At 71.0% G+C, this 19,497-nt stretch carries 21 protein-coding genes; 6 read left to right on the forward strand and 15 right to left on the reverse strand.

Features of this window, described 5'->3' with window-relative positions; genetic code table 11:
- Nucleotides 1–30 precede the first annotated feature (30 nt).
- From JOD31_RS00090 to JOD31_RS00105, 4 genes are all read left to right on the forward strand, one after another.
- Entirely contained in the window at nucleotides 31–828 is a 798-nt protein-coding gene (locus JOD31_RS00090) for a glucose 1-dehydrogenase (protein WP_204948292.1), read from the forward strand.
- Nucleotides 821–2,626 (forward strand): glycoside hydrolase family 15 protein, encoded by a 1,806-nt coding sequence (locus tag JOD31_RS00095; protein ID WP_204948293.1) that lies wholly within the window; start codon nucleotides 821–823, stop codon nucleotides 2,624–2,626. The genes JOD31_RS00090 and JOD31_RS00095 overlap by 8 nt, the downstream gene beginning before the upstream one ends.
- Nucleotides 2,627–2,717: 91 nt before the next feature.
- Nucleotides 2,718–3,101 (forward strand): DUF1236 domain-containing protein, encoded by a 384-nt coding sequence (locus tag JOD31_RS00100; RefSeq protein ID WP_204948294.1) that lies wholly within the window; start codon nucleotides 2,718–2,720, stop codon nucleotides 3,099–3,101.
- A gap of 73 nt (nucleotides 3,102–3,174) precedes the next feature.
- Nucleotides 3,175–3,669: a cupin domain-containing protein gene (locus JOD31_RS00105; RefSeq protein WP_204948295.1), complete on the forward strand. Its 495-nt coding sequence runs from the start codon at nucleotides 3,175–3,177 to the stop codon at nucleotides 3,667–3,669.
- Nucleotides 3,670–3,873: 204 nt separating this feature from the next.
- Here the strand turns inward: JOD31_RS00105 and JOD31_RS00110 are convergent, their stop codons facing one another.
- Genes JOD31_RS00110 through trpC form a run of 5 tightly spaced genes read right to left on the reverse strand, consistent with a single transcriptional unit; the run spans nucleotide 3,874 to nucleotide 7,361 of the window.
- Nucleotides 3,874–5,091 (reverse strand): molybdopterin molybdotransferase MoeA, encoded by a 1,218-nt coding sequence (locus JOD31_RS00110; protein WP_204948296.1) that lies wholly within the window; start codon nucleotides 5,089–5,091, stop codon nucleotides 3,874–3,876.
- Nucleotides 5,088–5,585 carry a cyclic pyranopterin monophosphate synthase MoaC gene (moaC, locus tag JOD31_RS00115; RefSeq protein ID WP_271206135.1) on the reverse strand — a complete coding sequence of 166 codons (498 nt, stop codon included), beginning with the start codon at nucleotides 5,583–5,585 and terminating at the stop codon, nucleotides 5,088–5,090. Before moaC ends, JOD31_RS00110 begins: the two co-directional genes overlap by 4 nt.
- A complete protein-coding gene (locus JOD31_RS00120) occupies nucleotides 5,582–5,959 on the reverse strand; it encodes a hypothetical protein (protein ID WP_204948297.1) in 378 nt (125 codons plus the stop codon). Before JOD31_RS00120 ends, moaC begins: the two co-directional genes overlap by 4 nt.
- A gap of 4 nt (nucleotides 5,960–5,963) precedes the next feature.
- Nucleotides 5,964–6,527: a DUF1003 domain-containing protein gene (locus tag JOD31_RS00125; protein ID WP_204948298.1), complete on the reverse strand. Its 564-nt coding sequence runs from the start codon at nucleotides 6,525–6,527 to the stop codon at nucleotides 5,964–5,966.
- Between the two features lie 27 nt (nucleotides 6,528–6,554).
- Nucleotides 6,555–7,361 (reverse strand): indole-3-glycerol phosphate synthase TrpC, encoded by an 807-nt coding sequence (trpC, locus tag JOD31_RS00130; protein WP_204948299.1) that lies wholly within the window; start codon nucleotides 7,359–7,361, stop codon nucleotides 6,555–6,557.
- A 131-nt stretch (nucleotides 7,362–7,492) separates the two neighbouring features.
- Here trpC and JOD31_RS00135 point away from each other — a divergent pair, with 131 nt between their 5' ends.
- The gene (locus tag JOD31_RS00135; RefSeq protein WP_204948300.1) at nucleotides 7,493–8,125 is read left to right on the forward strand and encodes a LysE family translocator; all 633 of its coding nucleotides are present in this window, start codon (nucleotides 7,493–7,495) and stop codon (nucleotides 8,123–8,125) included.
- A gap of 164 nt (nucleotides 8,126–8,289) precedes the next feature.
- Here JOD31_RS00135 and trpD read toward each other — a convergent pair whose 3' ends face one another.
- The 6 genes from trpD to JOD31_RS00165 all read right to left on the reverse strand — a co-directional run bounded on the left by trpD (nucleotide 8,290) and on the right by JOD31_RS00165 (nucleotide 14,150).
- Nucleotides 8,290–9,306 (reverse strand): anthranilate phosphoribosyltransferase, encoded by a 1,017-nt coding sequence (gene trpD, locus JOD31_RS00140; RefSeq protein WP_204948301.1) that lies wholly within the window; start codon nucleotides 9,304–9,306, stop codon nucleotides 8,290–8,292.
- Nucleotides 9,307–9,321: 15 nt separating this feature from the next.
- The gene (locus tag JOD31_RS00145; RefSeq protein ID WP_204948302.1) at nucleotides 9,322–9,942 is read right to left on the reverse strand and encodes an anthranilate synthase component II; all 621 of its coding nucleotides are present in this window, start codon (nucleotides 9,940–9,942) and stop codon (nucleotides 9,322–9,324) included.
- 75 nt (nucleotides 9,943–10,017) lie between these two features.
- Nucleotides 10,018–10,767 carry an arginyltransferase gene (locus JOD31_RS00150; protein ID WP_204948303.1) on the reverse strand — a complete coding sequence of 250 codons (750 nt, stop codon included), beginning with the start codon at nucleotides 10,765–10,767 and terminating at the stop codon, nucleotides 10,018–10,020.
- A gap of 74 nt (nucleotides 10,768–10,841) precedes the next feature.
- Nucleotides 10,842–11,345, reverse strand: a complete 504-nt coding sequence (locus JOD31_RS00155; protein WP_246482284.1) for an RDD family protein — start codon at nucleotides 11,343–11,345, stop codon at nucleotides 10,842–10,844.
- 253 nt (nucleotides 11,346–11,598) lie between these two features.
- A complete protein-coding gene (locus JOD31_RS00160; protein WP_204948305.1) occupies nucleotides 11,599–12,390 on the reverse strand; it encodes a DsbA family protein in 792 nt (263 codons plus the stop codon).
- A gap of 341 nt (nucleotides 12,391–12,731) precedes the next feature.
- Nucleotides 12,732–14,150: a M48 family metalloprotease gene (locus tag JOD31_RS00165; RefSeq protein WP_204948306.1), complete on the reverse strand. Its 1,419-nt coding sequence runs from the start codon at nucleotides 14,148–14,150 to the stop codon at nucleotides 12,732–12,734.
- Nucleotides 14,151–14,290: 140 nt separating this feature from the next.
- On the opposite strand from JOD31_RS00165, the gene JOD31_RS00170 reads away from it, so the two are divergent.
- Nucleotides 14,291–15,478: a pyridoxal phosphate-dependent aminotransferase gene (locus tag JOD31_RS00170; protein WP_204948307.1), complete on the forward strand. Its 1,188-nt coding sequence runs from the start codon at nucleotides 14,291–14,293 to the stop codon at nucleotides 15,476–15,478.
- Between the two features lie 28 nt (nucleotides 15,479–15,506).
- On the opposite strand, the gene JOD31_RS00175 is transcribed toward JOD31_RS00170, so the two are convergent.
- From JOD31_RS00175 to JOD31_RS00190, 4 genes are read right to left on the reverse strand one after another with little or no spacing between them, the layout of a single operon-like run.
- Nucleotides 15,507–16,778: a BatD family protein gene (locus JOD31_RS00175; protein WP_204948308.1), complete on the reverse strand. Its 1,272-nt coding sequence runs from the start codon at nucleotides 16,776–16,778 to the stop codon at nucleotides 15,507–15,509.
- Nucleotides 16,778–17,614 carry a tetratricopeptide repeat protein gene (locus JOD31_RS00180; RefSeq protein WP_204948310.1) on the reverse strand — a complete coding sequence of 279 codons (837 nt, stop codon included), beginning with the start codon at nucleotides 17,612–17,614 and terminating at the stop codon, nucleotides 16,778–16,780. The genes JOD31_RS00175 and JOD31_RS00180 overlap by 1 nt, the downstream gene beginning before the upstream one ends.
- Complete coding sequence (locus tag JOD31_RS00185) at nucleotides 17,611–18,540, reverse strand: VWA domain-containing protein (RefSeq protein WP_204948311.1); 930 nt, start codon at nucleotides 18,538–18,540, stop codon at nucleotides 17,611–17,613. Before JOD31_RS00185 ends, JOD31_RS00180 begins: the two co-directional genes overlap by 4 nt.
- Nucleotides 18,537–19,496, reverse strand: a complete 960-nt coding sequence (locus JOD31_RS00190; protein WP_204948312.1) for a VWA domain-containing protein — start codon at nucleotides 19,494–19,496, stop codon at nucleotides 18,537–18,539. The genes JOD31_RS00185 and JOD31_RS00190 overlap by 4 nt, the downstream gene beginning before the upstream one ends.
- Nucleotide 19,497: the final 1 nt, after the last annotated feature.

Here is a 19,497-nt window from a genome sequence, read left to right on the forward strand (position 1 = left end):
CCGTGGGCGCGACAGCGAGGGCTCACACGAATGGACATCCGACTCGACGGCCAGATCGCCATCGTCACCGGCGCGTCGAGCGGCATCGGCCGCGCCGTCGCCCGCGGGTTCGCCCTGTCCGGCGCCAAGGTCGCGGTGAACTACCGGTCGGGCGCGGACGAGGCCCAGGCGCTGGCGCGCGAGATTGCGGAGGCCGGCGGCGAGGCCTTCGCCGTCCGCGCCGACGTCTCGGACAAGGACCAGGTCGACGCGATGTTCGCCAAGACCGTGGAGCGCTGGGGCGGGGTCGACATCGTGGTCGCCAACGCGGGCCTGCAGAAGGACGCGGACAGCTTCGAGATGACGTTGGACGACTGGCGGCAGGTGATCGACGTTAACCTGACGGGCCAGTTCCTCTGCGCGCAGGCCGCGATCCGGCGGTTCCGGGAGCAAGGCGATCGCGGCGTCTCGCGCTCCCGCGGCAAGCTCGTCTGCATGAGCTCGGTGCATGAGGTCATTCCGTGGGCGGGCCACGTCAACTACGCCGCCTCCAAGGGCGGGATCGCGCTGATGATGAAGACGCTGGCGCAGGAGGTCGCCGAGCTTGGCGTCCGGGTGAACGCCATCGCGCCCGGGGCGATCCGCACCGCCATCAACGCGGAGGAGCTGGACGGCGAGAATGGCGAGCAGGTGCTGAAGCTCATCCCCTACGGTCGGATCGGGGACGCCGAGGACATCGCCGACGTCGCGACCTGGCTCGTCTCCGACAAGGCCGACTACGTCGTGGGCGCGACGATCTTCGTCGACGGCGGGATGACGCTGTACCCGGCCTTCCGCGACAATGGCTGAGGCCGACGCACCGGCGTGCGCTATCGAAGAGCATGCGCTGATCGGCGACATGGCGACGGCCGCCCTCGTGTCGCGCGAGGGCTCGATCGACTTCCTGTGCTGGCCGCGGTTCGACAGCCCCAGCGTGTTCGCAGGTCTGCTCGATCCCGCGAGAGGCGGTCACTTCACCATCCGGCCGAAGCTCGCGGGCGCGACCACCCGCCAGCTCTACCTGCCGGACACCAACGTCGTGGTCACCCGCTGGCTGAGCCATGACGGCAGCGCCGAGCTCACCGACGGCATGCGGCCGGTCTGCGGCGAAGACGGCGGCGGGCCGCAGATCCTGCGGAGGGTGGAGGCCACGCGCGGCGAGGTGACCTTCTCCATCGCCTGCCGCCCGCGCTTCGACTACGCCCGGGCTCGGGGCGAGACGCGCCGGGCCAAGCGGGGCGTCACCTTCCGCTTCGAGGAGCTCACCCTGCGCCTCGCCTCCGACATTCCCCTGCGCGTGCGGGGAGGCGACGCCGTCGCGGAGTTCACGCTGAACAAAGGCGAGGTCGCCTGGTTCGTGCTGGACGGCGGCGAGCATGAGCCGCTGTCCGCCGATCAGGCCCAGCTCTCGCTCGACGAGGCGGTCGCCTGGTGGCGGCGCTGGGTCGCGCAGTCCACCTACCAGGGCCGCTGGCGCGAGACGGTGACGCGATCGGCGCTTGCGCTCAAGCTGATGACCTCGCGCGACTTCGGCTCGATCGTGGCGGCGCCGACCTTCGGCCTGCCGGAGGCGATCGGCTTCGGCCGCAACTGGGACTACCGCGCCACCTGGGTGCGGGACGCCTCCTTCACGGTCTACGCGTTCATGCGCCTTGGATTCCGGGACGAAGCGCTCGCCTTCGTGCGCTGGATCGCCGAGCGGGTGCAGGGCGAGAAGGACGGCGTGATCCGCCTGATGTACGCGCTCGACGGCGGCCCGACTCCGGCGGAGGAGGAGCTGCCGCATCTCGCCGGATACCGCGGCTCGCAGCCGGTGCGCATCGGCAACGCCGCCGCCAGCCAGAGCCAGCTTGATATCTACGGCGAGCTGCTCGACGCGGTGTACCTCAACGACAAGTACGGTCAGGCGATGTCCGCCGACGGCTGGACCCGCACGCGCCGGATCGTCGATCACGCCTGCGCCGTCTGGCGGGACAAGGACGCCGGCATCTGGGAGATGCGGGGCGAGACGCGCGCCTTCCTGCACTCGCGCCTGATGTGCTGGGTCGCCGTCGACCGGGCGCTGCGGCTCGCGCTTAAGCGATCGCTGCCGGCGCCCGTCGCGGATTGGACGGCGGCGCGCGACGCGATCCACGACGACATCTGGAACACGTTCTACGACGCCAAGCTCGGCCACTTCGTGGCGAGCGCGGAGGGAGGAGCGCTCGACGGGGCGCTGCTGCTGATGCCGCTTGTCCGCTTCTGCAGCGCCACCGACCCCAAGTGGTTGGCGACGCTCGAAGCCATCAAGCGGGACCTCGGCGACGACTCGATGATCTTCCGCTACCGCTGCGACGACGGCCTGGAGGGGGAGGAGGGCGCCTTCTCCGCCTGTTCGTTCTGGTACGTGGAGTGCCTCGCCCGCGCCGGGCGACTGGACGAGGCCCAGCTTTGTTTCTCGAAACTCCTCGCGTATCGCAACCATGTCGGGCTTTACGCCGAGGAGATCGGACGCGACGGAAGCGCATTGGGCAACTTCCCCCAAGCATTGACCCATCTCGCGCTGATCAGCGCCGCGCATTTTCTCGACAGGGAGCTGAGCGGGCGTCGCTCCACTTGGAGCCCGTGAGGCAAGACAGCCGCGTTTCGCGAAATGATCGATGGAACGTTTTTTGACGTACCGCCGTTTGTTCACCGAGGGGAATGATGGAGGTTTTCAGATGCGCAAGGGCATCACCGCTTTCGTTCTGGCGCTCGGCGTCGCTCTGCCGACCGCGTCCATGGCTCAGGAAGGCACGGCGGCGGGCGTCGCCGGCGGCGCGGCCACAGGAGCCGTGCTCGGCGGCCCGGTCGGCGCCGCGGCTGGCGCTGTCGCCGGCGGCGTGGCCGGCACGCTGATGGCCCCGCCCAAGCAGGTCAAGGAGTACGTCGTGCGCGACGAGCGCCCGTCGATCGCCTACGAGGGCGAGGTCGTCGTCGGCAAGCCGCTGCCGGAGACCGTCGAGGTCTACCGGGTGCCGGACAGCGACTACAGCTACACGGTCGTCAACGACCGGCGCTACATCATCGACGACGACCGCACGGTGGTCGAAATCGTCGAATAAGCCGACTGTCGCGTTGACGCGTGCGAACGCCCCTGCATCCTGCCGGATGCAGGGGCGTTCGGCGTTCAGGGAGATGCAGGGCATGAGCGGTCACGACCATTCGCACGAGCGCTGGAAGCACGACGGCGTCCGCGTGATCAAAGGCGACCAGCTCGACCCGAACACCGCCCAGACGCCGGGCATGTTCCGGCAAGCCGCGATCAACCACGCCCGCGTCGGCGCCCAGAAGATCTGGGCCGGGACGGTCGCGATCGAGCCGAACGCAAAGACGGGCGTGCATCACCACGGCGCGCTGGAGAGCGTGATCTACGTGGTGAGCGGCCGGGCGCGGATGCGCTGGGGCGAGCGTCTCGAGTACGTGGCCGAGGCCGGCCCCGGCGACTTCATCTTCGTGCCGCCCTACGTGCCGCACCAGGAGATCAACGCCGATCCGGATCAGCCGCTTCAGTGCGTGCTCGTGCGCTCCGACAACGAGGCGGTGGTGGTGAACATCACCGACGTCGAACCGGTCGAGGCCCCGGAGGAGGTCTACTGGGTGGACCCAATCCACACGCGCCCAGAGGGGTAGATCGGCCGGCTGAACGTTCGGAGCGCCAGAGCGCGACGTCGTCGCCCCCTCTCCCCCTGCGGGAGAGGGTAGGGGGTGAGGGGTCGCCCGGGACGACCTCGTCGCTGTTCAGGATGTCCCGGACGACCCCTCATCCGGCGCTCCGCGCCACCTTCTCCCACAAGGGGCGAAGGGAAGGGAGACCGAGCGCCGCTGACATTCGGCTCAATACGGGTGCGGCAGCGGCAGGAACCGGCAGGGATCGCCGGCCTTCCCAGCGGGCGCGTGAGGCGGGCGCATCAACAGCCCTTCGGCCTCCGCCAGCGGCCTCAGCATCGAGGAATCCTGACGCGGAAACGCGGTGACCACCGCGACGCCGTCCGGGCCGATCTCGATCGCGGCGCGCAGGTAGTCCTCGCGACGGTCGTTTTCCGGCATGTCCCGGCCGAGGCGACCGACGACCAACGCCGGTTCGACGTCCGTGCGGCCCGACAGCCGCCTCAGCGCCGGCGTCAGGAACAGCAGCGAGCAGACGATCGCCGACACCGGGTTGCCCGGGAGCCCGAGCACCAATGTCCCGCCGCGCCGGCCGGCCATCATCGGCTTGCCCGGCCGCATCGCGATCTTCCAGAAGTCGAGCGCGACGCCGGCCTCCTCCAGCACGGGACGGACAAGGTCGTGGTCGCCCACCGAGGCGCCGCCGAGCGTCACCAGGATGTCGACCTCGTCGGCGAAGGCGCGGCCGACGGCGGCCCCGATCGCCGCCCGATCGTCGGGCGCGACGCCGAGATCGAGCGCGATCCCGCCTTCACCGGCCACGACCGCCGCGATCGCGAAGGCGTTCGACGCGACGATCTGGTCGGGACCGACCGGCTCGCCGGGCAGCACCAGTTCGTCGCCGGTGGCGAGGATGGCGACCCGGGGTCTCGCGGCGGCCTGGACCGTCGGATGCCCGAGCGCCGCGGCGAGCGCGAGGTCCCGCGCGCCGAGCCTGCGGCCAGGGTGCAGGAGCGTCTCGCCGGCGGTGAAGTCGATGCCGGTCTTGCGGATGTGGCGCCCGCGCTGGACGGCCTCGCCGACGACGATCGCGTCGCCGTCGCGGCTCGCGTCCTCCTGCAGCAGCACGCCGTCCGCGCCTGCGGGGACGGGCGCACCGGTGAAGATGCGCACCGTCTGCCCCGGCTTCAGCGCCCCGCCGAAGCTCCGGCCGGCCGCCGCCTCGCCGACGACCGTCAGGCGCGCGCCGAGCGTCGCGTCGTCGGCGCGCGCCGCGTAGCCGTCCATGGCAGAGCAGTCCCAGGGCGGCTGGGTGCGCAGCGCCGCGATCGGGGCCGCGAGCGTGCGGCCGAGAGCCTCGCCGAGAGCGACGGTTTCCGCGGGCTTCGGCGCGACCGCGGCGAGGATCCGCGCGCGCGCCTCCGTGACGGGCAGCAGATCGCTCACGAAAACTCCTCGACGCGGAAGTCGCCGGAGCGGCCGCCGGACTTCGCGACCAGCCGCACGCCGTCGATGCGCATGCCGCGGTCGACCGCCTTGGTCATGTCGTAGATCGTGAGGCAGGCGACGGAGACGGCGGTCAGCGCCTCCATCTCCACGCCTGTCGGGCCGGTGGTGCGCGCGGTCGCGGTGACGACGACGCCGGGCAGCGAGGAGTCCGGCGTCAGCTCTACCGACACCTTCGACAGCAGCAACTGATGGCAGAGCGGGATCAGCTCATGCGTCCGCTTGGCGGCCATGATGCCGGCAAGCCGGGCGGTTCCCAGCACGTCGCCCTTCTTGGCGTCGCCGGCCTCCACGAGCTTGAAGGTCTCGAGCGCCATCACGACGCGGCCCTCCGCCGTCGCCTCGCGCGACGTCGCGGTCTTTTCGCCGACGTCGACCATGTTGGCTTCGCCGGAGGACGACAGATGGGTGAGCGAGGCGTCGGACGAGGTCACTGTGCGTTTCCAATCCAGAGGGCGTGGCCGATATCGAGCGCAACGGCGGCGAACACGCCGCAGCCGGTCAGCCCGAAGCCGATGAGATAGAGCCGGGTCGCCCGGTCGTAGACGCGCTTCACCAGCCCTTCGAGCGGAAGCAGAAGGGCGAGAGCGCGGATCTGGAGCAAGGCGCCGGCGAAGATCGCGATGACCGGGGGCAGGTCGTAGAGACGCCACGCGCCGGGACTCGACGCCCACTGCGACAGGAACCCGAGCGAGAACGACACCGTGATGCCGAACGCGGTGATCGTGCCGTTCCGGAAGACGGCCTCGATCAGCTGCTCTCCGCGGCTCGCGGCCGGGCCCGCCTGCGCGTCGCCATCAACGTCCATTGCGCTATCCCCGCCGTCCCCGATCCTCACTCACGAGGCGGGTGAGAAGATCGATCTGCTCCTGCTGTTTCGCAAGCAGCGAGACGATGTGCTCGTCGCGCAGCCGGTCGAGCTTGTCGTGCAGCGCCATGATCTCGATCTCGGCCTTGAGGTTCACCTCGTAATCGAGCTGCGCATTGTGCCGATCCTTAGCCGACTGACGGTTCTGGCTCATCATGATCACGGGCGCCTGGAGCGCGGCGATCATCGACAGCAACAGGTTGAGGAAGATGAAGGGGTAGGGATCGAACGGCAGCGTCAGCAGCCAGACGTTCAATCCGGTCCACAGCGCGAGGAACAGGCCGAACAGGACGATGAAGGTCCACGAACCGCCGAAGGTTGCGACCTGGTCGGCGAGGCGCTCGCCGAACGACATGCTGTCGTCGAACCCCTCGTTGGGATCGCGCGAAAGAATGGTGCGCGCCTTCGCGTGGCGAAGAGCGCGGGCTTCGCTCTCCTCGAGCGCTTCGGTCGCCTTGCCGAACCAGCGCCGGGCGGCGGCCTGCACCTCGGAGGCGTGGTCGGTCATGGTCGCAAGGCCTTGCTGTTGGACGCGTCAGGCTGCGGCGTGCGCGGGCGCGAGCAGCGCGCGGGTGGCCGCCGCGACGTCCGCCTTCCGCATCAGGCTTTCGCCAACCAGCAGCGTGCGGCAACCGACCGCGCCGAGCCGCGCGACGTCGTCCGGGGTGAAGATGCCGCTCTCGCCGACGAGGATGCGGTCGTCCGGCACGCGCGCGCTCAGCCGCTCGGTCATCTCCAGCGTCACCTCGAAGGTGCGCAGGTTGCGGTTGTTGACGCCGATCAGCGCGCTGCCGAGGGGGAGCGCGCGGTCAAGCTCCTCGCCGTCGTGCACCTCGATCAGCGCGTCCATCCCGAAGTCGCGCGAAGCCGCCACGAGGTCGCGCGCTTCGGCGTCGGTCACCGCCGCCATGATGACGAGGATGCAGTCGGCGCCGAGCGCCCGCGCCTCCGCCACCTGGTAGGGCTCGTAGAGGAAGTCCTTGCGTATGACCGGCAGGTCGACCGCGGCGCGGGCCGCGACGAGATACTCCGGCGCGCCCTGGAACGAGGGGCCGTCCGTCAGCACGGAGAGGGAGGTCGCGCCGCCCTCGGCATAGGCGCGGGCGAGCGCCGGCGGATCGAAGTCCGCGCGGATAAGACCTTTCGAGGGACTGGCCTTCTTGATCTCGGCGATCAGCGCCACGCCGCCGGCGTCGACGCGGCGGCGGATGGCGGCCTCGAACCCACGGGGCGGGGAGGCGGCGTCGGCGGCCTTGGCGACCACGTCGTACGGCCGCGCGGCCTTCGCCTCCGCGATCTCGCGGCGCTTGTAGGCTTCGATCCGGGCGAGGATGTCGGTCATATCAAGGCCCTTGATGCCCCATGATATTTCGTGAACCCCCGCGACGGCGTCTAGGCGCGGGCGGGAGGATCGGCGACTTTCTATGAGCCGATCCGAACGCCCCTGCAACCGGCCTGCCCGAGAGGTCGCCCATGCCCTCCACCGCGACGCTTCTGGCCTTCGCCGCCGTCTCACTCGGCATGGTGCTGACGCCGGGGCCCAACATGCTCTACCTGATCTCGCGCTCGCTCTGCCAGGGGCCGAAGGCGGGGTTGATCTCGCTCGGCGGCGTCGCGCTCGGCTTCCTGGTCTACATGCTGTGCGCCGCCTTCGGCATCACGGCGCTGCTGTTCGCGGTCCCCTTCGCCTACGACGCGCTGCGGCTTGCAGGCGCGGCCTATCTCGCCTGGCTCGCCTGGAACGCGGTGAAGCCCGGCGGCGCCTCGCCGTTCGAGGTGCGGACGCTCGCGCCCGACAGCCCGCGCAGGCTGTTCCTCATGGGGCTCGTGACGAACCTCCTGAATCCGAAGGTCGCGATGTTCTACCTCGCGCTCTTCCCCCAGTTCATCGATCCCGCGGCGGGCTCGGTGCTGACGCAGACGCTGGCGCTGGGCGCCGTCCAGATCACGATCAGCATGGCGGGCAACGCCATGTTCGCGCTCACCGCCGGCGGCATCGCGGCGTTCCTCGCGCGTCACCCGCTGTGGGTCACGGCGCAGCGCTGGTTGATGGGGCTGGTGCTCGGCGGGCTAGCCGTGCGGCTCGCGCTCGACAGCCGGCGCTGAGAGGCTGGGGCTCTCTAGCGATAGAAGCACTCTGCGCTTGTCCCGGCCTTGAGCCGGGACCCAGATGCGTCAGGCGTTCCGAAAGAGACGCGACGTCGGCGCATCAGATCCTGAAACCCGCGGTTTCTGGGTCCCGGGTCAAGGCCGGGACAAGAGCTGCGCTCTCAGACCTCGTTCGACACCCGCACCAGCGCGTCGAGGCGCGAGTAGGCCCCGCCGCTGTCGATGGCGTCTGCGGCGACCGCCGCGCCTTCCGCCAGCGTCTCGGCCCGGCCAGCGACGATCAGCGTCGCGGCGGCGTTGAGAATGGACACGTCGCGGTAGGCGCCCCTGGCGCCGTCGAGCACCGCGCGCAGCGCGACCGCATTGGCCTCGGCGTCGCCGCCCTTCAGCGCCTCGGGCGAATGCCGGGACAGGCCGGCGTCCGCGGGTGTGACCTCGAAGGTGCGGACCGCGCCGTCGCGCAGTTCGGCGACGAGCGTCGAGCCCGAGGTCGTGATCTCGTCGAGCCCGTCGGAGCCGTGCACCACCCAGGCGCGCTCCGACCCCAGCCGGGCGAGCGCCTCGGCGATCGGCTCGACCCATTTGGCGGCGAATACGCCGACCATCTGGCGCCGCACGCCCGCGGGGTTCGAGAGCGGGCCCAGCAGGTTGAAGATCGTGCGCACGCCGAGCTCGGTGCGGGCCGGACCCACATGGCGCATGGCGGCGTGGTGGTTCGGCGCGAACATGAAGCCGACGCCGGCCTCCGCGATGCACTGGCCGATGCGCTCCGGCGAAGCGTCGACGTTGACGCCGAGCGCCTTCAGCACGTCGGCCGAGCCCGACTTCGACGACAGCGCCCGGTTGCCGTGCTTGGCGACCGTGACGCCGCAGCCCGCCACCACGAAGGCCGCGCAGGTGGAGACGTTGACGGAGCCCGCGCCGTCGCCGCCGGTGCCCACCACGTCCACGGCGTCGGCGGGCGCCGCGACGGGCGTCATCTTGGCCCGCATGGTCGCGACGGCGCCGGCGATCTCGTCCACCGTCTCGCCGCGCAGGCGCAGCGCCATCAGGAAGGCGCCGATCTGCGCCGGCGTCGCCTCGCCGGACATGATGTGGTCGAACGCCGCTTCCGCCTCCGCGCGGTCGAGCGCGCGACCGTCGGCGACATGGGCGATGACCGCCTTGAAGTTGTCCATCGGCTCGGAGCCCCCTCAGCCGGCGAGGCGGGCGGGAGGGCGGCGCTCGGCGTTCCAGCGGCGCGCGTCGTCGAGGAAGTTCGCGAAGATCGTCGCGCCATGCTCGGACGCGATGGACTCGGGGTGGAACTGCACGCCGTGGATCGGAAGCGTGCGGTGGGACAGGCCCATGATCAGGCCGTCGTCCGTCTCCGCGGTCACCTGGAGAGCCTCCGGCAGGTCGTCGCGCCGGACCACCAGCGAATGGTAGCGGGTGGCGTAGAGCGGTCCGTTTATGCCGCGGAACACGCCGCCGTTCGCGTGGTTCACGCGGGCGAGCTTGCCGTGCACCGGCGTCGGCGCACGCACCACCGCACCGCCGAAAACCTCCCCGATCGCCTGATGGCCGAGGCAGACGCCGAACACGGGCACGCCTTCCGCCGCCGCGCGCTCGATCAGCGCGCAGGAGATGCCGGCCTCGTGCGGGGTGCACGGACCGGGCGATATGACGATGGCGTCGGGGCGCGTCGCCATCACCTCGTCGACGGTGGTCTTGTCGTTGCGCCGCACGGAGACCTCGGCGCCGAGCGAGCCGATCGCATGCACCACGTTCCAGGTGAAGCTGTCGTAGTTGTCGATCAGGGTGACGGCGGTCATAGGGGTCTCCAGCGCGGCGCACTCAACTGAAGCGCAGGCGCGGCGTCAAGCGCGGGGAGGGCGGCGGCGGCGCGCTCAGTCGTTCAGGAGCGTCCAGCCGATCGGGCTCAGATGCTCCTGCGGGCGGAAGCGGCGCTTGTAGTCCATCTTGTTGGAGCCCGAGACCCAGTAGCCGAGGTAGAGATACGGCAGGCCAAGCGCCTTGGCGCGCTGGACATGGTCGAGGATCACGTGGGTGCCGAGGCCGCGGTCGCGCTGCTCGGGATCGTAGAACGAGTAGACCAGCGAGAGGCCGTCCGAGAGCCGGTCCACCAGCGCCACCGCGTGGAGCGGGCCGGCGCCGCGGCCGTTGATGGCGGTGTCCGGTCCCCGGCGGCGGTATTCCGTCAGCCGCGTGCGGACGTGGCTGTCCTCGACCATGCTGGCGTAGTCCAGCACCGTCATGTCGGCCATGCCGCCGTCGGAGTGACGGTGGTCGAGATAGGCGCGGAACAGCGAATACTGCTCGGAGGTCGGGTTGGCGCCCACGTCCGCCCCGACGAGGTCGGCGTTGATGGCCCGGTTCCGGCGGAAAGCCTTGGTCCAGACGAAGTCGTCGACCCGCACCCGCACGGAGACGCAGGCCCGGCAGCTTTCGCAGGCCGGGCGGTAGGCGATCGTCTGGCTCCGGCGGAAGCCGCCGTGGGTCAGCAGATCGTTCAGGTGCGCGGCGTTCTCACCCACGAGGTGGGTGAAGACCTTTCGCTCGAACTGCCCCTTGAGATAGGGGCAGGGCGACGGAGCGGTAAGGTAGAACTGCGGCGTGTCGCGCGAATGGGCGGTCACGGGAGGTCCCTGCGAAGCGGCCGGCCGCCGCTTTCCAGATCAGGATAGCAGCGGCGCGACGCGCGGCAAGTCGGTCAGTAGCTGCGACCTTCCAGACGGCCGCGGTCCACCAGCACGGTGCTCAGCACGAGGTCGTGGAGCAGCTGCTTCCGGCGGGTGAACAGGCCCACCAGCAGGACGAACGGCGTCAGCAGCGTGAACGACACGTAGAGGAAAACGACGTGCGCAGCCGCGATCAGGAAGCCGGGCTTGGCGCCGTCGGTCATGCGCGCGGTCAGGCCCGTGAGGCGCATGCCCCAGGTCGCCGCCTTGTCGCCGCCGAGCGTCGCGCCGGAGTAGAGGATCGCCATCGCCGGAAACACGCCGCCGTAGAGTAGCCAGGCGAGGCCCAGCGTGACGACGCCCAAGAAGAAGATCACGACGCTCGCGATCGCCGTCAGCGTGAAGACGACCCCGAAGTCCACGCAGAACGCCAGGACGCGCCGGCTGAGCACGCCTTCGTAGAGACGCGGATCGGCCAGCGGGTCGAACGCCTCGCGCTGGATCGGCTGGGCGGGAGAAAGCGGAGTGGTCGACATCAGGACGGGGCGCCTCGCAGGACTTCGTACCGCGGCGTCAGCGCCGCGCTAAAAACGTGGTGCGGGGACGGGGCGTTCGCAAGATCCAGGGTTTTGGCGGAAGCGGCGGCCTGCGTGCTTGGTCAGCCGCGCCGCGCGTCATGCCCCGGTTTATCCGGGGCATCCAGCATCCACGGTCGCCGCTCGACGATCTCGCCTGGATTCCCCGGATAAACCGGGGAATGACGAAGGTCTTCAGGCGCTCCCCAAAGTCTCAGCAGGCCGCCTTGCCGCATTCACGCACGGCGGCGATGCGCTTCTTGAGGGCGTCGACGCCCACCGCGCCGGGCAGGATCGCGTCGCCGAGGATGAACGTGGGCGTCGACTCGACGCCGAACTGGTTCGCGAGGTCGTAGCTCTCCTCGAGCGTCGCCTTCACGTCGGGGTGCGAAAACGCCTTCTTCAGCGCGGCCTGATCGATCCCGACATCCTTCGCCGCCTGGATCGCGGCGGCGCCGTCGACCTGGCCCTGGGCCGCCAGCAGCTTGTCGTGGAAGGCGCGGTACTTGTCCGGAGCGATCACGTTGACCGCCGCCGACACCTGCGCCGCCTCCGCCGAACCGCGGCCGAGGATCGGGAACTCCTTGAGCACGACCTTCAGCTTCGGGTCGGCCTCGATCAGCGCGTTGACGTCGCCGAGAGCTCGTTTGCAATAGCCGCAGTTGTAATCGAAGAACTCGACCAGCGTGACGTCGCCGTTGGGGTTGCCGAGCACGGCCTGCAGCTTCGAATTCTCGAGCGTCGCGGGCTTTTCGGCGAGCTTCTGCCGCGAGGCGGCGGCCTGCGCGGCCTCCTGGCGCTTGGTCAGCTCCTTCTGGGCCTCGATCAGGATCTCGGGATTGTTGACGATGTAATCCCGCACGATCTGCTCGATGGCAGGCTTGTCCAGCGTGGTGGTGGAGGTCTGCGCCGTCGCCGTCTCGAACGGCAGCTCGACGAGCGCGAGGCCGGCGAGAGCGGCGAGAGCTGCGCCGGCGAGGGCGATGCTGCGGAAAGAGCGGGGCATGGGCGTCCTCGGTCGTGTTCTCAGGGCTTACGCGTCGGGCGCCCGTTCGGACCCTTGTCGGTCGAATCCATGGCGGAACGACGGCGGAGGGGCGGGACGACGGTCGCTGGCCAGGGCGTCGGCGCCATCGACACTTGCGTCGCAGGGACGCTCCCCTCGGGAACATACCCATCGCGGGCGACGAGCGCATCACCGACGCGGTCGTCGCGCGGGCCAAGTTCGCGGCGTCGGGTCTTTCGGAGGCTCAACTGTCGAGTTGCGGCCTGATACAGAAAGCGCGCCAGCCGCCTCAGCCAATCGATGTCCTGCATGATCTCATGATCCACCGACCGGTCCGGTCCTCAGTTCATCTTCTGCGGCGTGTAGCTCGCGATGTCGTCGGCCTTCAGCCAGCCCGGCGTTCCACGCTTGAACCCGGTCTTGGCGCGCTCGGCGATCTGGCGGGCCGTGCCGAAATCGCCGGAGGCGAAGGCGGCCTGCGCGGAGGCGAGATCGGCTTCCGGAATCTTGCCCTTGCGGGCGTAGGCGAGGGCCAGCTGGCGGAAGCCGTCGGCGTTCTTCGAGTCGCGCGCGGTGGCGCGCACGAGCTCCGAGATCGCGGCGTCGCTGTCGCGGGTCGAACCGCTCGCGACCAGCGCCTGGCCCAGCATCGTGCGGATCAGCGTGGCGTTGGGCGCGAGCGCGATCGCCCGGCGCAGCGGCGGGATGGCGTCCGCGGCGCGGCCGTTCTCGAGATAGGCCTGCCCCTTCAGCTCCTGGAACCACGGGTTCTGCGGCTGGCCCGCGATCAGCCCGTCGATCTGCGAGATCGCGCTGGTGAGCGAGGCCGAACGGTAGGTGGCGATCGCGCGGGCGTAGCGGGCGGGAAGGCTCTGGTCGGTCATGGGGTAGCGCCGCCCGACGCCCTGGAGGCCGTCGACGAAGCCGACGAGCTTGGCGCGCATCAGGTCGTGGCGGGCCTGCAGGGCGGGGGCGTCGAGCTTGTCGTAGTAGGGGCTCTTCTTCGCCAGGTCCTCGAGGTTCGCGATGCGGTCCTGCGGCATCGGATGGCTCTGGGCGTAGGGGTCGATGAAGCGCTGCGAGAAGGCGGTCTGGTCCGCGAAGCGCTTGAAGGTGATCAGCATGCCCTTGGCGGACTGCCCGGTCTTGGTGAGATAGTTCACCGCCGCGCGGTCGGCCGCCTGCTCCTCCGCGCGCTGGTAGGAGAGCAGCGTCCGCCGCATCATCTCCTGCGGGGCCATCGCGGCGCCGATCGCTGCGCCGCCGGAGCCGTTGTTGAGGCCGCCGCCGGCGGCCGCGCCCGCGATCGCGCCGGCGCCGAGCAGCATGGCGACGATCGCCATGGTCTGCATGCTGTCGAGCCGTTGCCTCAGCCGGGCCAAGTGGCCGCCGGCGATGTGGCCGGTCTCGTGGGCGAGGACGCCGATCACCTCGTTCGGCGTCTTGGCGTCCAGCAGCACGCCGATGTTGACGAAGATGCGCCGGCCGTCCGCGACGAAGGCGTTGAACACCTTGGAGTTGATCAGCACGATCTCGACCGCGCCCGCATCGACCCCGGCCGCCCGGTAGATCGGCAGCATGTAGTCGCGCAGCAGCCCCTCGATCTCCGCGTCGCGGATGATCGAGCCGCCGAGCCCCTGGGCCTGCGCCGGCTGGGGCAGCGACGACACGAACAGCGCGATCGCGCACATTACGGCCGTGCCGGCGCGCGCCAGCCTTCGGAAAAGCGCGGGGCGGGTCGTCTGCGGGCGGGGTTCCATGCGGCGAGGCGCCTCGCTAAGAGGAGAACCGATTGTTGCGCGGGTCACTTAAGGGCCGCGCCGACGCCGGGTCAACGCGCCGACCGTCACCGAGCCGTGACCCGAGTCATGACCCACGACTTGCGAGCGACGCCGACCCGATGACCGTTCCCGATCGCCGCCCGGCTCTCACCACGCCGTCGCGCCGCGCGCTCGCCGTGCCGCCGTTCCTCGCCATGGAGGTGATGCGCGACGCCCGCGTCCGCGTCGCGGCGGGCGAAACCATCCGGCATTTGGAGGTGGGCCAGCCCAGCGCCCCCGCGCCGAAGGCCGCGGCCGAGGCCGCCATGCGGATGATCGCCGCGGGCGACGTCGGCTACACCGAGGCGCTGGGCCGGCCGTCGCTGCGCGCGCGAATCGCCCGCCACTACCGCGAGACCTATGATGTCGCGGTGGCGCCGGAGCGCGTGGTGGTGACGACGGGGTCCTCCGGCGGATTCGCGCTCGCCTTCCTCGCAGCGTTCGAGCCCGGCGCGCGGGTCGCGATCCCGTCCCCCGGCTACCCCGCCTACCGCGCCATCCTGACCGCGCTCGACCTCACGCCCGTGGAGCTCGCGACCGGCCCCGCCTCGCGCTGGGCGCTGACGGCGGAGATGGTGGCGGCGGCGCACGCCGAGCAGCCGCTCGCCGGCGTGCTCGCCATGAGCCCGGCGAACCCGACCGGCGTGATGACGCTCGCGCCTGATCTCGCGGACCTCGCCGAGACCTGCCGCAAGCTCGGGATCTGGCTGGTGTCGGACGAGATCTACCACGGCCTAACATACGAGGCGCCGGCCGCCACCGCGCTCGCCTTCGACGACGACGCCATCGTCGTGAACAGCTTCTCGAAATACTACGCCATGACGGGCTGGCGCATCGGCTGGCTGGTGCTGCCGGAGCGGCTGGTGCGCGTGGTGGAGCCCTTGGCGCAGAACCTCTTCATCTCCGCGCCGACGCTCAGCCAGGGAGCGGCGGAGGCCGCGCTCGACGACCGGGAGACCTGCGAGGCCTACCGGCAGGCCTACGCCGTGAATCGCGCCATGCTGCTGGAGCGGCTGCCGCGCATGGGGCTCGACGAGATCCTGCCGCTCGACGGCGCGTTCTACGCCTATGTGGGCGTCGGTCGCTTCTCGAACGACAGCACAGCCTTCGCCAAGGCGCTGTTGGCGGAAGCGGGCGTCGCGCTCACCCCCGGCGTGGACTTCGACCGCGAACGCGGCCACGCCTATGTGCGGATGTCGTTCGCGGGGGCCGAAGCGGAGATCGCCGACGCGCTCGACCGGATCGCGCGCTGGCTGCCAAAGCGCTGAGGCGATTCCGTCGGAAGCGGCGTCGGCCCTAACGCGTGATCGGCCCGTCGAGCGGGGCAAGGGCCGACGCTCTGGGCGCCGCTACGGCGGCGGCCCGCCGGGCCTGGATGACCGAGCGGGCGAGAGCCCGGAGGTCGGGGCAGGGCGTCGAGCCCGCACCGGCGAACAGATGGCGGTCGAGCGCCGCCAGTCCCTCGCGCACCTCGGGCGCTGTTCGCCACGGCCCCGGCTCATGCCGGGCGAGCGCCGTCACGGCGGCTCGGAAGGCTGACGGATCGCTCTGCCGCGCCGCGCGCTTCATGGCGCGCGCCTCGTGCGGAAGCCGCGTGGGCAGACGTAGCGTCTCGCGGCCGACGCCGAGCAGCATCACGACGAGGCCCGCAAGAAAAGCCGCGCCGCCGGCGCCGGCGAGCAGGGCGACCGTCGGCCTCTCCGGTGGAGGTGGGGGCGCCGCGTCGGTCACGTTGGCGGCGGCCCAGGCCATACGGCGGGCGGGAATGACGGCTTCGCGCATCGTGCGGGCGCCGGTGTCGAACCATTGGAACCGTATTTCCTGCACCGTCGCGGGATAGGCCGTGATCGGCCGCATCTCCCAGCTGTAGCTCGCACGTGAAACCGGGCCCTTCGCGGTGATCTTGGTTTCCCGCGTCTCCGGCCCGCGGAAGCTGATGATGCCCGAGGAGGTCATCAGCGGGGTGGGCGGCAGCGCGTCGGCGGGCACGCCCTCGGCGAGGATCGTCACCGTGCGCTTGGCGGTGACGCCGCGCGGCACCCGCTCGGGGTCGATCGACCAGTCGTCGAGCACCTCGACCTTGCCCGCCGGCAGCCACCAGAACTTCTGGTCGTCGGGCCCGCGCGGCCCCTGCCACTCCGCCACGTCGAGCGTGATCGGCTTCGACTTCACCTCGATCTCGCGCTGCCGCGCGCCGTCCACCACGGTCAGCTTGTGGACGAACGGCTCGATCACGAGCGGGCCGCTCTTCTCGGGGTAGATCGCGATCGTCCGCTCGAACAGGCGCTTGGTGTAGCCGTCGTCCTCGATGACGGAGACCGCGTCCTTGCCCAGTTCCTGCCAGGCGAAGTTGGTGAGCGGCGGCTGGATCAGCTTCTCCCGGTTCACCAGCGGCCGGTAGACCCCGCGGATCCGCAGCAGCACCAGCTCGCGCGGATAGGGCGCCGCCGTGTTGAGCGGCGTGACCTCCAGCCGCACGTCGTCGAACTCGGACGGGTCCGCGAGCGCCGCTCCGGGACGGAGCGCGATCAAGGCGAGGAGCGCGAAGGCGGCGAGGAGGGGGCGCATCACCATTGCTCCGTTCCGCTGGGCGCCGCGAGACCGCGTTCGGCCCGGCGGGCGCGTTCGGCGGCGAGCCTCAGCCTGAGGTAGCGGCCGGGATCGTCCGGCACGGTCTCCAGCCACTGGCGGGAGGCGCTCACCGCCTGCTGCTGGTAGCTCTTCTGCAGGCGGAGCGACGGCTGCTCCATCTGCTTCGCGACGCTCGCCTGTTCGGAGCCGGTGCGGCCGCCGCCCTCCGCCGCGCCGATCGAGCCGCGCGCCGCGCCGCGCCCTGAATCGATACGGGTCTGCTCGGCGCGGCCCACCCGCGCCACCTGGCTGCCGCCGGGCGTCGAGGCTTCGCGGCCGGAGTCGCGGTCGCCGGCCATGCCGTCGCCGGTAGAGTTGACGTCGTTCTCGGCGTCGGTCGGCGCCTCGCCGCCGCGCTTCTGCTTGGCGGCGTTGGCGTTGGCGGCGTTGCGGGCGTCGCGCTTCTGATCTTCCTGCTTCGCGCGCAGGGCTTCGACGATCGCGAGGTTGTAGCGCGCGTCCTCGTCGTTGGGATCGAACATCAGCGCCTCGTTCAGCGCCGTTTCCGCCTCCTTCAGCCGGCCCGCCTTGGCGAGCGCAGTGCCGAAATCGTAGTGCGCGCTGCGAAAGGTCTCGCCCTGAAACAGTTCCGCGGCCTCGGCGTAACGCCCCTGCGCGTAGTAGATCGCCGCCCGCCAGGCCGGCCCGTCCAGCGTCATGCCGGCAAGCGTGGGAAGCCCCGCATGGTAGAGCGCGCGGCCGATCCTTTCCCGCGGGTCGGTGGCGACGATCGCGACCAGGATCAGCGCGAGCACGGCGACGATGCGCGTCATCCGCCCCTCCGGAAAATCAGCAAAAGAGGCGCCGCGGCGAACAGCAGCAGCGCGCGGCCGAAATCGAGCCAGGCGAGAGAGGCGTAGGGGCTGGGCCCCAGCCGCCCGGCGGTCGACCGCTGCACCTCGGCGTAGACCGCGTCCGGCGCGCCGACGGTCGCGAAGGCGCCTCCGCCGAGCGCGGCGAGAGCCTCCAGCTCCGGCCGGCCGGTCTCCATCGCCCGCTTCGGCGTCGCGGTCGCCGAGGTGACGTACAGGGCGCTCACCCGATGCCCGTCGGCGACGAGGGAGCGCGTCTCGTTCTGCGCGCCTTCGTCGAGCCCGCCTCCGTCGCTGATCAGCACCACGTCGCCGCCGACGACGCCGGAATCGCGCAGCGTGCGGTGGGCGAGCGCCAGCGCCCGCGACGGCGCGCTGCCGACGTCGGGAACGGTCTGGGCGTCGAGCGCGGCGAGCGTCGTCTCAATGGTGCGGCGGTCGGTGGTGGGCGGGTTCGCGAGATAGGCGTCGCCAGCGAACACCAGCACCGAGACCTGGCGCGACCCTGCCGCCTGCGCCGCGCCCAGCGCTGCGATCTTGGCGTCCTGGAATTCGCCGCTGTCGGCGACCGAACGGGAGACGTCGACCGCGACGATCGCGGCGTCGAGGTTGCGGAAGTTCTGCACGCCCGGCCGCTCGATCGCCGGCCCGACGAGGGCGAGCGCGATGAGGGCCGCCGCGAGCGCGGCCAGCAGCCCGCTCCGGCCGCGGCCGGCCACGACGACGCCGCGCCGGGCGAGGGCGTCGAACAGGTGCGGGTCGATCGCGCGGCGCCAATCGCCGACGCCGCCCGCGCGGCGCACGGCGACGAAGGCGAGCGCGAGCGAGGCGGGGATCGCCAGCAGCCAGAGCGGCCGGAGCAGGCCGAACCCATCCAGCTCGATCATGAGAAGCGCCTCCCGCCGATCGCGGTGGCGGCCGCGGCGACGAGGGCGAGCCCCGCGGGCCACGGCCAGAGCTCGCGCCAGGCGTTGGCCGGGGGCGCCAGCGTGCGCGTCGGCTCGATCTCGTCGATGGAGTTGATCGCCGCCTGGAGGTCTTCGGTGGTCCGCACCCGGAAGAACTGGCCGCCGCTGGCGTCGGCGATCGCCTTCAGCGTCTCGGCGTCGACCACGTCCGGGTCGTAGCCGGTGATCTCGGTGGTGTCGCGGGGCCCCATGGCGATGGTGTGGACGCGCACGCCAAGCTCCTTCGCCAGCCGCGCGACGTCTTTCGGCGTCGCGGCGCCGGCGTTGTTCGCGCCGTCGGAGAGCAGCACGACGACGCGGCTCTTGCCCGGCGCGTCGGCCAGCCGGCGCAGCGCGAGGCCGAGGCCCTCGCCGATGGCGGTGGAGCGGCCGACCAGTCCGATCGCGACGGAGTCGAGCGCCTGCGCCACCGCCTCAACGTCGTAGCTCGGCTCCGCCGCCACATAGGCCCGGTCGGCGAAGGCCGCGAGGCCCACGCGGTCGCCGGCCCGGCGGCGGACGAAGTCCGAGCCGATCTTGCGGACGACGTCGAGCCGTCGGCGCGTGGCGCCGTCCATCGAGAAGTCGGTGCGCTCCATGCTGCCGGAGAGGTCGAGCGCCAGGAACAGGTCGCGTCCGGTGGTCGGCAGCGCCTGCACGGGCAATACGATCTGGGGGCCGGCAAGCGCCGCGACGAGCGCGACCCAGGCGACCCAGGCGAAGATCTTGCGGCCGCCGGTGGCGGAGGCCGTGGTCGGCGCCTCTTCCCCGGAGCCGACGATCGTGCCGGGCACCTTGATCGCCCCGCCGGATCGCCGATCGGCGCGGGCGAAGCGCAGCACCAGGAAGGGCAGCGGCAGCAGCAGGAAGGCGAGGGGCGTCGCGAAGGTCCACATG

Origin of the sequence: Methylopila capsulata, from assembly GCF_016907975.1 — a bacterium.
Taxonomy (GTDB): Bacteria; Pseudomonadota; Alphaproteobacteria; order Rhizobiales; family Methylopilaceae; genus Methylopila; species Methylopila capsulata.